This is a genomic window from Methanocrinis sp., assembly GCF_049974945.1.
GTDB lineage: Archaea > Halobacteriota > Methanosarcinia > Methanotrichales > Methanotrichaceae > Methanocrinis.
The window spans coordinates 1-11,637 of sequence record NZ_JBNGCU010000059.1; the positions used below are offsets into that span (position 1 = coordinate 1).

Annotated in this window: 15 protein-coding genes and 1 pseudogene; 14 read left to right on the plus strand and 2 right to left on the minus strand. The window is 61.3% G+C overall.

Annotated features, from left to right (window positions below):
• The 3 genes and pseudogenes from ACP5EL_RS06970 to ACP5EL_RS06980 form a co-directional block, all read left to right on the plus strand.
• Window positions 1-546 (plus strand): annotated as a pseudogene (locus ACP5EL_RS06970) (AMP phosphorylase); the annotation flags it as partial.
• A gap of 49 nt (window positions 547-595) precedes the next feature.
• Window positions 596-1,444, plus strand: a complete 849-nt coding sequence (locus ACP5EL_RS06975) for a histone deacetylase (protein WP_428401794.1) — start codon at window positions 596-598, stop codon at window positions 1,442-1,444.
• The gene (locus tag ACP5EL_RS06980) at window positions 1,444-2,307 is read left to right on the plus strand and encodes a damage-control phosphatase ARMT1 family protein (protein WP_428401795.1); all 864 of its coding nucleotides are present in this window, start codon (window positions 1,444-1,446) and stop codon (window positions 2,305-2,307) included. Before ACP5EL_RS06975 ends, ACP5EL_RS06980 begins: the two co-directional genes overlap by 1 nt.
• Before the next feature lie 23 nt (window positions 2,308-2,330).
• On the opposite strand, the gene ACP5EL_RS06985 is transcribed toward ACP5EL_RS06980, so the two are convergent.
• Window positions 2,331-2,993, minus strand: coding sequence for a PAC2 family protein (locus tag ACP5EL_RS06985; protein WP_428401796.1), 663 nt, complete (start codon window positions 2,991-2,993; stop codon window positions 2,331-2,333).
• A 61-nt stretch (window positions 2,994-3,054) separates the two neighbouring features.
• Complete coding sequence (locus tag ACP5EL_RS06990; RefSeq protein WP_428401797.1) at window positions 3,055-3,645, minus strand: hypothetical protein; 591 nt, start codon at window positions 3,643-3,645, stop codon at window positions 3,055-3,057.
• A 129-nt stretch (window positions 3,646-3,774) separates the two neighbouring features.
• Between ACP5EL_RS06990 and trmY the strand changes: the two genes are divergently transcribed.
• The 11 genes from trmY (at window position 3,775) to ACP5EL_RS07045 (ending at window position 11,545) form a co-directional block, all read left to right on the plus strand.
• Window positions 3,775-4,371, plus strand: a complete 597-nt coding sequence (gene trmY, locus ACP5EL_RS06995) for a tRNA (pseudouridine(54)-N(1))-methyltransferase TrmY (protein WP_428401798.1) — start codon at window positions 3,775-3,777, stop codon at window positions 4,369-4,371.
• A 54-nt stretch (window positions 4,372-4,425) separates the two neighbouring features.
• The gene (locus ACP5EL_RS07000) at window positions 4,426-5,781 is read left to right on the plus strand and encodes a tRNA pseudouridine(54/55) synthase Pus10 (RefSeq protein ID WP_428401808.1); all 1,356 of its coding nucleotides are present in this window, start codon (window positions 4,426-4,428) and stop codon (window positions 5,779-5,781) included.
• Complete coding sequence (locus ACP5EL_RS07005) at window positions 5,747-6,037, plus strand: 50S ribosomal protein L21e (protein WP_428401799.1); 291 nt, start codon at window positions 5,747-5,749, stop codon at window positions 6,035-6,037. Before ACP5EL_RS07000 ends, ACP5EL_RS07005 begins: the two co-directional genes overlap by 35 nt.
• A 1-nt stretch (window position 6,038) precedes the next feature.
• Complete coding sequence (locus tag ACP5EL_RS07010) at window positions 6,039-6,386, plus strand: RNA polymerase Rpb4 family protein (protein WP_428401800.1); 348 nt, start codon at window positions 6,039-6,041, stop codon at window positions 6,384-6,386.
• Between the two features lie 22 nt (window positions 6,387-6,408).
• Entirely contained in the window at window positions 6,409-6,993 is a 585-nt protein-coding gene (locus tag ACP5EL_RS07015) for a DUF655 domain-containing protein (RefSeq protein ID WP_428401801.1), read from the plus strand.
• 59 nt (window positions 6,994-7,052) lie between these two features.
• Window positions 7,053-7,787 carry a 16S rRNA (adenine(1518)-N(6)/adenine(1519)-N(6))-dimethyltransferase RsmA gene (gene rsmA / locus ACP5EL_RS07020; protein ID WP_428401802.1) on the plus strand — a complete coding sequence of 245 codons (735 nt, stop codon included), beginning with the start codon at window positions 7,053-7,055 and terminating at the stop codon, window positions 7,785-7,787.
• Window positions 7,788-7,863: 76 nt separating this feature from the next.
• The gene (aroA, locus tag ACP5EL_RS07025; protein ID WP_428401803.1) at window positions 7,864-9,138 is read left to right on the plus strand and encodes a 3-phosphoshikimate 1-carboxyvinyltransferase; all 1,275 of its coding nucleotides are present in this window, start codon (window positions 7,864-7,866) and stop codon (window positions 9,136-9,138) included.
• A gap of 191 nt (window positions 9,139-9,329) precedes the next feature.
• Window positions 9,330-9,785: a 30S ribosomal protein S13 gene (locus tag ACP5EL_RS07030; RefSeq protein WP_428401804.1), complete on the plus strand. Its 456-nt coding sequence runs from the start codon at window positions 9,330-9,332 to the stop codon at window positions 9,783-9,785.
• 15 nt (window positions 9,786-9,800) lie between these two features.
• Complete coding sequence (locus tag ACP5EL_RS07035; protein ID WP_428401805.1) at window positions 9,801-10,343, plus strand: 30S ribosomal protein S4; 543 nt, start codon at window positions 9,801-9,803, stop codon at window positions 10,341-10,343.
• 2 nt (window positions 10,344-10,345) lie between these two features.
• On the plus strand, window positions 10,346-10,735 hold the full coding sequence (locus ACP5EL_RS07040) for a 30S ribosomal protein S11 (protein WP_428401806.1): 390 nt from the start codon (window positions 10,346-10,348) through the stop codon (window positions 10,733-10,735).
• 9 nt (window positions 10,736-10,744) lie between these two features.
• Window positions 10,745-11,545 (plus strand): DNA-directed RNA polymerase subunit D, encoded by an 801-nt coding sequence (locus ACP5EL_RS07045; RefSeq protein ID WP_428401807.1) that lies wholly within the window; start codon window positions 10,745-10,747, stop codon window positions 11,543-11,545.
• Window positions 11,546-11,637: the final 92 nt, after the last annotated feature.

Below are 11,637 nucleotides of genomic sequence, written 5' to 3' on the forward strand. Positions count from 1 at the left end.
CTGGAGGTGAAGGAGGCGCTCACCATGCTCGAGAGCGGCCAGGGGCCGAACAGCCTCCGGGAGAAGAGCCTCTCCCTCGCGGGGGTCCTGCTGGAGATCGGATGCACCGCCGGGATGGGCTGTGTAGCCGCCCGGGGCGAGGGTAGGGCGATGGCCGAGAGGATACTCAGCAGCGGCAAGGCCCACCAGAAGATGATGGAGATCGTCGAGGCTCAAGGGGGCGATCCCAACGTCAAGAGCAGCGATATCGAGATCGGCGAGTGCAAGCAGGATATACTGGCCCCGACTAACGGCTACGTCATCTCCTTCGACAACAAGAGGATAGTAGAGATCGCGAGGAACGCCGGTGCCCCCGCCGACAAGAAGGCCGGGGTCCGGATCCACAAGAAGATGGGCCAGGTGGTGAAGAAGGGGGAGCCGCTCTTCACCATATACTCCAGCAAGGACTGGGAGGTCCAGAGGGCCGCCAACGACGCCCTGCGGGAGATGCCGATCGTCGTCGAGGGGATGCTCCTGGAGAGGTATCCGCGGTACTCCCAGATCTAGACGCCCGGAGAAGAACGTTTTATAAGGTCGGTCGGAAGATCTGAGGAACATGAAAGTTGCCGTCATCTATCACGAGGATTTCGGGTCGAAGGGGCATAGTGTCCTCAAGGCCCGGATCAAGCCCTCCTTTGAGGCGTTGGCCAGGTCGGGGCTTCTGGAGGGGGACGACGTCCAGGTATTCGAGCCCGAGCCTGCACCCCTCGAGCTGGTGGAGAGGGCCCACACTCCTGAGCATATGGAGAGCATGAGGACCGAGTCTTACAACCGGCAGTACCACGACGTCGCCCTCCTCTCGGCGGGGAGCGTCCTTCTGGCCTCTGAGATGGTGGCGGGAGGAGAGGCCGAGAACGCCTTCGCCTACACCGGGACCGCGGGCCACCATGCCAGCCCCGGAAGCTGCTGGGGATTCTGCTACTATAACGACGTGGTGATATCGATCATGAGACTCAGAGAGTTGGGCCTTTCGAGGTTTCTGATCGTGGACGTCGACCCCCACTTCGGCGACGGCACGAGAAACTTCTTCGGCGACGATCGAGACGTCTACCACATAAACTTCAACCACCAGCAGAGCTCTAACTTCGACGAGAAGAATAACAACTACGACGTCGGGATCGGTTTCGACGCCGGGGACGATCAGTTTTTGAGCGAGCTTGAGAGGAGCATGGAGATGGCCAAGGGCTTCGACTTCTCGATCTGCTTCGTCGTATTCGGCCACGACTCTCACGCCGACGACTACGGTGGATTCGAGCTCACCTCCGCCGTCTATGCGAAGATGGCGAGGATCATCTTGGAGGCCGCCGGAGGGAAGGGCGTCGTCTTCGTCCTCAGCGGTGGGTCGGTTCCGGAGGTGGCCTCAAAGGCCATCCCCGACGTGATATCGGTCCTGGCGGGGAGGTGATGGGGTTGAAGATGGCCTCGAACTGCTACAGCTGCATACTCGACCGGGCCAAGTTCGAGTGCGACCTCCTCTTCTCCGACGATGCTGAGAAGATGGCGGCGATGGAGGAGCTCCTGGACTTCATGGTCCAGCACAAAGGAATGGTCCCCTCGGTGGTGGGTAACGAAAGAGAAGAGATCATGAAGAGGAGGAGCAAAAACCCCGACCCCTACCGGGAGATGAAGGCCGAGAGCAACCGGGTGGCGACCGCCCTCCTCCCCCTCGCGAGGAAGTTTTACGATGAGTCGGAGGACGAACTCGAGGCCCTGATCAGGATCGCCGCCGCCGCCAACTCCATGGAGTGGGGGGTCAAGGGCCACGACTTCGAGGTAGACTCCTTCGAGGACGTCTTCCTCGAGACCCTGAAGGAGAGGTTCGACGGCGACCTGGAGGAGGCTCGGCGGCGGATAGACCGGTTCGAGAAAATCCTCTACCTCACCGACAACGCCGGCGAGGTAGTCTTCGACCTCTTCGTCATCGAGAAGCTCTTGGAGATGGGAAAGGAGGTCATCATCGCTCCCAAGACCGGACCCATCTTGAACGACGTCACCGCCGACGAGCTGAGGGCCATGACCGACCTTCCCATCGAGCCGACGGGCCCGGTCATCGGCCTCTCCCTGGAGAAGGTGAGGCCCGAGCTTCTCGGCCTCCTCAAAGACGAGGCGTGGCTGGTCATAGCCAAGGGGATGGGCAACTTCGAGACGATGACCGAGTTCGACGACTTTCTGCAGGGCCGGCTCATCTACGTCATGAGGGCCAAGTGCGAGCCGGTCTCCATGAAGTTGGGAGTTCCCCGGGGCTCCCTGGTGGTGAGGGCGGTCTAGGTCTATCTATCCCGTATACTGGCCTATCCGTATCCGGCACGATCGTCCTCCTCGCGTCTTTGGGGCCGTTTTTCCCTTGCCGCCTCACCCTCTTTTTGGTCTCTCCGCAGAGTCCAGGCCAGGATCTCCGCCGGAACGTTCAGCCCCAGAAGGTCGCTCGTGACCCCGATCAGCTGCTCGGCGGCCGCCAGGTCGACGGCCTTCTCGCCGTCGGTCTTCCCCAGGAGGCAGACGCCCCGCATCCCGTAGTAGGGGCAGAGTCCGACCAGGATCCCGTTGAGGCCGCCTACGATCCCGTTCCGGAGGAGGGCGACACCCCCCTCCTCCAGGGCCAAAGCCAGCTCGGCGTCGGTGGCCACTCCAAAGACCCTCTCCTCGGAGCTTCCGACGTAGGCGGCGAGGGTTATCAGGTCCGTTACCTCGTAGGAGGCGAGGGCCTTGAGGATCTCTCCCGCCAGGTTGTACATGTGGGGCGGCTTCAGGGGCTGGGCGTCCCCGCAGAGGACGAGAAGGTCGTCTCTGCCCACCGGGGCCCTCAGCTCAACCTGGAGGGCTCTCGCTATCCCGTCCTCGACGGGGACCTCGGGGGGAAACCCGGTGGAGACCATCAGCTGAAAGGTGACGCAATCCAGGGCGGTGCCGATGTAGTCGGCGGCCACCTTGCCCACGCTTCCGATGCCGGGCATCCCGCCGATGCAGACACACGAACCGAAAATACTCTTTGACATGGTAGGATGGAAGCCGTCTTCAGTGCCCGACTGCCCGCATGATCCAGTTCACAGGCACGAGTTCCTCAGTAGCGTTAGCGCCGATCTCCGCTGGCAAGAGTTCCTTGTTGGTCATATCATAGAAGAAAGAGCGGCCCGCATCGCCACCCCATTCCCATCCTATTTTGACGGCCCCGCGATCGTAGAAGCAGACGTAGAAGTCGCCGTTTATGGGCACTGAGGGAACCTCGATCACAGCAAACCCCGGCATCCCCAAGAAGCTGAAATACGGCAGCTGCGAATCTGTGAACCGATAGAGGAGGTTCAGGTTCTCGTCTCTGATCTCTAGGCATACCATCCGCTCTTCGGGCAGCGTTTCGTTCTCATCATATCCGTCCCAGCCCAGGATCTGGACGGCGTCAAGGGTCCAGCCAGTCCTCGGCGGCGTGAACTTCACAGCTTCTGCAAAGCTCAACAATCCCAGTCCGTATATTCCGCCGAGGTTCACTGTGGTCTCGTTCCCGCTGTCCAGGATCAAGGTCTTCTGGGTGATCTCCTCGGCCAGAGATGGACCCGCCAGAGAGAGGAGCCCAAAGCAGCAGAGGGCTGCTAAGAGTAAGATCTTCTTCAAAGGATCACCATCCTCAATTGGATCGCTGAATATATAGCTGATGCCGCAATTCCGCGAAGTTTCACCTCGTTGCCCGTCAGAATTTCGGAGACGAAAAGGAGATCTACCTGCCCTCCCATCCTCCAACCCATGAGAACCTTCGTAGTGGTAGGTAACCTCGCGACGACCACCCCGGACTTCTCCCTGGAGGACATACCCGGCACCTCGGGACGGATCGATATACTCTGCCGGTGCATCAACTCGGCCTTCGTCCTCTCCCACGGGATCAGGAGGGACGTTCTGGTCTACCTCATCTTCCGGGGCGGCCCTGTTCCCAAGACGGTCCAGCTCCGGGGCCGGGACCTGCGCCACCTCAACCCCGATGAGAGGACGACGGCGGCCCTTCTGAAGAAGGCCCTCGCCCTGGAGGCGGATTCCAGTTGGACCAAATCGACGCCGGGGATCTTCGTCCGGTCCGGCGACCTCGTGGACCTTCCGGTCTACGGCGAGGGGACGACCTACTATTTAAGAGAGGACGGATCTGACTTTCGAGGCCTATCCTCGGCAGGAGACGGAACCTTCGTCCTCGGAGATCACATCGGCCTATCGGAGGAGGACGAGGCCTCCCTGGAGGGGGCGGGGGCGAGGATCGTCTCCGTGGGGCCAAAGAGCCTTCATGCAGACCACTGCATAGTGCTGATAAATAACGAGCTTGATAGAAGAGAGACGGTCAACCCAGAAATATAGATGGGAACGAGACGAAAGAGAGAAGATGACGATACCAAAAAGAGACGCGCCAACATGAGCAGAGATGAGATGGACGATAACGTAGCCGACCTCGCGGAGTTGGCGAGGAGGGTCCTCCGGCTCGGCCCCATCTGCGACAGCTGTCTTGGGCGGCAGTTCGCGATGCTCTCGACGGGCCTGACCAACGCGGAGAGGGGCAGGGCGGTCAAGATCTTTCTGTCGATGGCAGGGTCCCTGGACGAATCGGGACGAGAGATTCTGGAGGAGCTGGCGCCAAGCTCCGAGAGTGCGAGGCTGAAGCTGGGCCTGGCGGGCGAGCCGGAAGCGTGCTCGGTCTGCCTCGGGGAGATGGAGCCGGAGAGGCTGGACTGGTGGGCCAAGGCCGTCGAGAGGGAGATCCGTCACCTCGAGCACGAGACCTTCCTCGTCGGCACCAAGATGAGCGGCCTTCTCGCCGAGAACGAGGAGCTGATCCTGGCGGACGGCGGGTCTCGGCACGCCGAGCCGATGAAGTCGGAGCTGAACCGGGAGGTCGGAAAGAGGATCGCCGAGAGGACGGGAAAGGCGACCAGCTTCGGCTCGCCCGACGTCCTGGCGGTCCTGAACCTCGAAGATGGGCAGGTGAATGTCCAGGTCGCCTCCCTCTACATCCGGGGCAGGTACCGAAAACTGATCCGAGGCTTTCCCCAGACGAGATGGCCCTGCCGCGAATGCGGTGGAAGCGGGTGTGAGAGCTGCAACTACACCGGCAAGAGGTACCCCGAGTCGGTGGACGAGCTGATAAGAGATCCCATCATCGAGGCGACCAGGTGCGAGGACACCGTATTTCACGGCTCGGGGAGGGAGGATATCGATGCTCGGATGCTGGGAACGGGCCGCCCCTTCGTGGCGGAGGCGGTCTCCCCTCGGATCCGGACCGTCGATCTCGCCCTTCTCCAGGAGGAGATCAACCGTCGGGCCGCAGGGAAGGTGGAGGTCATCGACCTCGAATTCACCGAAAAGGCGACGGTCGAGGAGCTGAAGAAGGCCCTCTTCGAGAAGAGCTACTCGATGTTGGTGGAATTCGGAGAAGAGGTATCAGAAGAAAAGCTTAAATCAGTTCTGGACAAACTGGTCGGCTTGGTTGAACAGCGCACGCCAACCCGAGTCTCCCATCGGCGGGCCGACAAGGTCCGCGAAAGGGAGGTCCTCGACCTTCGGCTCGACCAGCTCTCGGGCAAGACCGCCAGGATCACCCTCAGGGGGTCAAGCGGTCTTTATGTAAAAGAGCTGGTCAGCGGAGACGACGGAAGAACAGAGCCGAGCCTTGCGGGCCTCCTGGGGGCCGAGACGAGGGTGGTGGAGCTGGACGTAATAAACGTAGGTGGAGAGGCAGATGCCCAAGTCACACGGAGTACGAAAACGGACTAGAGACAGGCTGAGCAAATCGGTCAGAGCGCGGGGGATCTCCCCCGTGAGCAGGGCGATCCAAGACTTCAACGACGGCGATATGGTTCACATCGTTCTGGACCCGAGCATCCACAGGGGTATGCCAAACCCCAAGTTCCACGGAAAGACCGGCAAGGTCTTGGGCCGGAGGGGCAGGGCTTATTTGCTGGAAGTGAGGGACGGAAACGCCAAAAAGACGGTTATATCCCTCCCGGAACATCTCAAACCCCAGAATTAAGATGATCGTCAAAAATATTTTGAGCGAAGAGCTCATGACCCTCACCGAGGTCAAGGAGGCCCTGGAGGATATAAGGCTCAGGCGGGCCGATGAGCCCGAAGAGCTCGGCTACGAGCTGAGGAGGGCGATCAAACACGCCGATATCTTCTCTGAAGGAACGGCGGCCGAGAGCCGAAAGATGGCCCAGGAGCTATCGGGCCTGGAGAAGATGACCCCGGAGATCGCGACCAAGATCTCCGATATCCGGCCAAAGACCAAGGACGAGATCAGGGCTCTCTACGCAAAAGAGAGGTTCACCCTCACCGACGAGGATCTCGACGCCATCCTCGACGTCGTACTGAGAGGATAAAAATCAATATTGGAGGATAAGCATGGCCTCGGGCAGATCTCCACGTCGCGAAGATGCAGCTTGGGTTCTCGACTACCTGCCCTACGGGCACGTCTCGGACTCTATGGGCAGGTACCAAAAGAGGCCCATCATCCAGGGGGTGGGCGATAGGGACTTTGTGCTGATGGAGATGACTCCGAAAGAGGGCACAGTGCCCGAGATCGGCGTCAAGGTCATGCTGGTCGGCAAAGACCGGCAGGTCATAGATAGGGTCAACCGCAGGATAGGATACGAGGAGCTCACCCCGGGCTCCAGGGTAGAGCTCCCCTACGCCCTCCAGAAGATCGTCCTGGAGAGGGAGGTCTTCTACCTCCGCTTCTTCAACGAGGCCGGCCCCCTGACCACCCGGATGCACGCCCTGGAGCTGCTCCCGGGAATCGGCAAGAAGCTGATGTGGGCGGTCCTGAAGGAGCGGAAGAGTGGGCCCTTCAAGAGCTTTGAGGACCTCTCCGAAAGGGTGAAGGGGATCTACAACCCCGAGAAGCTTCTCGCTAAGAGGATCGAGGACGAGATCGCCGACGACCGGATCAAGTACCGCATCTTTACCGCGGAACCGCGTCGGCGATGAGCGGCCGAACCTGAAGGCCCCGGACTTTCTATCTCGGATCTTTTGAGGTGGCCTCTGTCTTGAAGAAGCTCGGTCAGCATTTTCTCGTCGATCGGAGGATCATTGCGAGGATCGTCGATTACGCATCCATCGACCGGGAGGACAGGGTGCTGGAGATCGGGCCGGGGACCGGAAACCTCACCGAGGCGCTCTCGGAGCGGGCGGGGACGATCTTCGCCATCGAGGTCGACGCGAATCTAGCGACGTCCCTGGAAGGGCGCTTTCAGAACGTATCGGTTTTGAGAGGCGACGCCCTCAGGGTGCCCCTGCCCGACTACAACAAGATCGTATCGAACCTCCCCTACCAGATCTCCTCCAAGATCACTTTCAGGCTCCTGGAGAGGCCCTTCGACCTTGCGGTTCTGATGTACCAGAGGGAGTTTGCGGAGAGGATGGTGGCAAGGCCGGGAACGAAGGAGTTCGGCAGGCTCACCCTCAACGTCGCGCTGCGGGCCGAGGCCGAGATCCTGGAAAGGGTTCCTCGGGGGGCTTTTCGGCCCATGCCTCAGGTCGAGTCGGCGATCGTCCGCCTCCGGCCCCGCGAAAACCGGATTCCCGTCGACGAGAGGGCCTTCGACGACCTCACCCGTGGCCTCTTCTCCATGAGGAGAAAGAAGGTGAAGAGGTCTCTTGCCGCCATGGGAGTTCCCTCCGAGATTCTGTCGCGAATCGACCCCGACCTTCTGGAGAGGAGGCCCCAGGAGCTCTTTCTGGAGGAGGTGGTCGATCTGGCGAGATCGGTCTCTCGGAGGTAGACCTCGCCAGCTTCATCTCAAAGTCCGGCCGGCGGAGGCCTCGATTTTTTATACTCGTCCACCCATCCCGAAAAGGATGATAGCATCTGTTGAGCGCTCTCAGGTCTCGGGCGAAGTGGCGGTTCCGCCCTCCAAGAGCTACACCCATCGGGCGATCGCCATCAGCGCCCTGGGGCCCGGCGGCATGGTGGCTCGGCCGCTCCTCTCCGCCGACACCAGGGCTACAATCAACGCCTCTGAGGCCTTCGGGGCCCAGATCGAGGGGCGGGAGGGGGAGCTTTCGGTGATCGGCGTCGGGGGAGGGCCGAAGACCCCAGAGAACGTCATCGACGTCGAGAACTCGGGAACCACCTTGCGGATCATGGCGGCGGTGGCGGCCCTCACTGACGGTGCCGTCCTCACCGGGGACGCCTCTATCCGGCGGAGGCCCAACGGCCCCCTCCTCAGGTCCCTCCGCGATCTGGGGGCCGAGGCCTTCTCGATAAAGGGAAACGACTGTGCCCCCCTGGTGATCAGGGGGCGGCTCCGGGGCGGGAGGACCGTCCTCGACGGGTCCGTAAGCTCCCAGTTCCTCTCCGCCCTTCTCATCTCCTCTCCCCTGGCCGAAGGGGACACCGAGATCGAGATCGATGGAGAGCTGAAGTCCCGCCCCTACGCTGAGATCACCCTGGAGATGCTGGAGGAGGCGGGGGCCGTAATCGAGACCGATTTTCGCAGATTCTTCGTTGCGGGGGGGCAGAGCTACAATCTGGACGGCTACACCGTTCCCGGAGACTTCACCTCAGCCTCCTACCTCCTGGCGGCGGCGGCGGTGACCGGCTCGCGTCTCACCGTCCGCGGCCTTCGGCCCTCCAAGCAGGGCGACTCGGCGATCGTCGCCATCCTCCGGGAGATGGGGGCGAAGATCTCCTGGGACCAGGTGAAGGGCGACCTCGCGATCGAGGGGCGCGACCTCGAAGGGGTCGAGGTGGACGCAAGCCTCACCCCAGATCTCGTCCCCACCATCGCCGTCCTGGGGGCGGTCGCAAAAGGAAGGACCGTGGTCAAGAACGCAGAGCACGTCCGCCACAAGGAGACCGACCGGCTCCGGGCCATGGCGGTCGAGCTCTCCAAGATGGAGGCGAAGATCGAGGAGAGGCCCGACGGGCTGGTGATCGAGGGCGGGACGCTTTCGGGCGCGAGGGTGAGCGGTCATCATGACCACAGGATCGTCATGGCCCTGACGGTGGCGGGGCTCGTTGCCGGAGATACCAGAATAGATGCTGCAGAGTCCGTCTCCATATCATATCCCGGCTTCTTCGAGGAGATGGCGAGAATCGGCTGCCGGGTTGAGGTTCGCGGAGAAGGGTGAGCTTGAACGCTCCACCCTTCGCCTCCATAAGTCTTATGTATCAGTAGCGAATGTCAGGCTTGGATTATGTTTGCGATTGATTTCGCCCCATCGGCCGCTTGCCGATGCGTGGGCGGCGTCGGACTTCGATCCGGGGCTGCTCCAGAGGGCCCTCGGAAAGGCCGGAGGCCTCAGATTTCTGGAGGAATAATTTGCCAGAAGAGAATGAAGAGCTGAAACATATAGTGCGCATCATGAACACCGACCTCAACGGTCATCAGCCCGTTCAGATGGCGCTCACCGGCATCAAGGGTATGGGCAGGCGGAACGCTCGGCTGCTCACCCAGAAGGCGGAGATCGAACCTACTGAGACGTTAGGCCTGCTCTCGGACGAGGCGATCTCGAGGCTCCGAGATATCGTGGAGTCGGCTCAAGACCATCTTCCGGTCTGGATGAAAAACAGGAGAAAGGACCTGCTCACCGGCGAAGATAGGCACGTGATGGGGACCGATCTGATGCTCACCCAGAGGGAAGAGATGGACATCCTCAGAAAGACCCGGAGCTACAGGGGGATCAGGCACGAGCGCGGTCTGCGCGTTCGAGGCCAGCGGACCCGATCCACCGGTCGAAGGGGAGCTACTGTGGGCGTCAGCAGGAAGAAGAAGTGAGCGAGGCGGGCTTTTATGGGATATCCTGGTAAATGTAGGAAGAGTTACGATACTCCGCGTCACCCCTGGGAAGCCGATCGGATGGCTCAGGAGGTGGAGCTCGTCAAGAATTACGGACTCCGCAACAAGAGAGAGGTCTGGAAGGCTCAGAGCCTGATCAGGAAGTACCGGCGTGTGAGCCGTCAGCTTCTGGCCGCCACCACTCGTGGAGAGACGGGGATTGAGGCTCAGGCGGAGGACGTGCTGGAACACCTCAAGAACTACGGAATGCTCAAGGAAGATGGCGATCTCGACTCCGTTCTCTCCATAAAGGTGGAGGACCTTCTGGAGCGGAGGCTTCAGACCCAGGTCTATCGTCAGGGGCTTGCCAAGACCCTCAGACAGTCTCGGCAGTTCATAACCCACGGCCACATTCAGATCACAGGCCGGAAGGTGACCGTTCCCGGCTATTACGTCAAGCGCGGCGAAGAGATGACCATCGATTACTACCCTGGTTCGCCCATGGCTCAGGAGGCACACCCTGAGAGGGCCACCAGAATACCCAAGGTGGAAGGATAAAAATGGCAGAAGGAAAATGGGGCGTAGCTCACATATACGCCTCCTTCAACAACACCATCATCACCATAACCGACCTCACCGGCGCGGAAACGATCGCGAAGGTATCGGGCGGGATGGTGGTCAAGGCCGCGAGGGACGAGAGCTCGCCCTATACGGCGATGCAGATGGCGGGCCAGATCGCCGAGCAGGCCATGACCAATGGGATCATGGGCGTTCACGTCAGGGTCAGGGCCCCCGGCGGAAATCGGCAGAGGTCTCCGGGACCCGGCGCCCAGGCGGCGATCAGGGCCCTGGCGAGAGCCGGGCTCAAGATCGGCAGGATCGAGGATGTGACCCCGATTCCCCACGACGGCACCAAGCCCTCCGGCGGAAAGAGGGGCAGACGGGTGTGAGCTTTGAAGGTGGAACTGATCGAGCTTGCGGAGGACCGGGCGAGGTTCCTTCTTAGGGACACGACGCCCTCCTTCGCCAACGCCATAAGGAGGGCCTGCCTCGCGGAGGTGCCCTCCCTCGCCATCGATGAGATAAGTATTTATGACAATACGTCGGTCCTCTTCGACGAGCAGCTCTCCCTGAGGCTGGGGCTCGTGCCGATCAAGTCTGACGACCTGGGGCTCTTCACGGTTCCAGAGGAGTGCGACTGCGGCGGCGCGGGATGTCCCGCCTGCCGGATCGGGATGACCCTCACCGCCGAGGGTCCCTGCACCGTCCACTCCGGCGATCTGAGGTTTGCAGATCCCGGCGTCGCGGTCGCCTTCGAGAAGATCCCCATCGCCATCCTGGGCGAGGGCGAAAAGTTGATGTTGGAGGGGACCGTCACCCTGAACCGGGGCATGCTCCACGCCAAGTGGCAGGCCGGAACCCACTGTGGCTACAAGAACCTGCCCGAGATCAGGGTCAGCGACGAGTGTGAGGGCTGCGGAAGGTGCGTTGAGGTCTGTCCGCGAGAGGTCCTGGTGATCGGAGAGGGCAAGGAGAAGGGAAAGGTGGAGGTCACCGATCCTGTCAGATGTTCCCTCTGCCGGCTCTGCGTCAAGGAGTGCGAGGTCGGAGCCATCAAGATCGTCCCGCTCGAGGACGTCTTCGTGATGAAGATAGATACCGACGGGTCGATGCCTGCAAAGGATCTCGTGGCGGGTGCCGCGGCCGAGATAAAGAGGCGCGCGTCGCTTCTCAGCGAGCAGCTGAGCGAGCTGACCTAATCGAAGCCGAAGTGATGATCAGAGTATAAACCCCAGTGCGGGGGTTGCCAAGCCAGGTCAAAGGCGCAAGGTTGAGGGCCTTGTCTCGCAGG

Bases quoted from the DNA above. Each gene is read 5' to 3' on its own strand.
- ACP5EL_RS06975 (WP_428401794.1), top strand. From the start codon at position 596: ATGAAAGTTGCCGTCATCTATCACGAGGATTTCGGGTCGAAGGGGCAT.
- ACP5EL_RS06980 (WP_428401795.1), top strand. From the start codon at position 1,444: ATGGGGTTGAAGATGGCCTCGAACTGCTACAGCTGCATACTCGACCGG.
- ACP5EL_RS06985 (WP_428401796.1), bottom strand. From the start codon at position 2,993: ATGCCCGGCATCGGAAGCGTGGGCAAGGTGGCCGCCGACTACATCGGC.
- trmY (WP_428401798.1), top strand. From the start codon at position 3,775: ATGAGAACCTTCGTAGTGGTAGGTAACCTCGCGACGACCACCCCGGAC.
- ACP5EL_RS07000 (WP_428401808.1), top strand. From the start codon at position 4,426: ATGAGCAGAGATGAGATGGACGATAACGTAGCCGACCTCGCGGAGTTG.
- ACP5EL_RS07005 (WP_428401799.1), top strand. From the start codon at position 5,747: ATGCCCAAGTCACACGGAGTACGAAAACGGACTAGAGACAGGCTGAGC.
- ACP5EL_RS07010 (WP_428401800.1), top strand. From the start codon at position 6,039: ATGATCGTCAAAAATATTTTGAGCGAAGAGCTCATGACCCTCACCGAG.
- ACP5EL_RS07015 (WP_428401801.1), top strand. From the start codon at position 6,409: ATGGCCTCGGGCAGATCTCCACGTCGCGAAGATGCAGCTTGGGTTCTC.
- aroA (WP_428401803.1), top strand. From the start codon at position 7,864: ATGATAGCATCTGTTGAGCGCTCTCAGGTCTCGGGCGAAGTGGCGGTT.
- ACP5EL_RS07035 (WP_428401805.1), top strand. From the start codon at position 9,801: ATGGGATATCCTGGTAAATGTAGGAAGAGTTACGATACTCCGCGTCAC.
- ACP5EL_RS07040 (WP_428401806.1), top strand. From the start codon at position 10,346: ATGGCAGAAGGAAAATGGGGCGTAGCTCACATATACGCCTCCTTCAAC.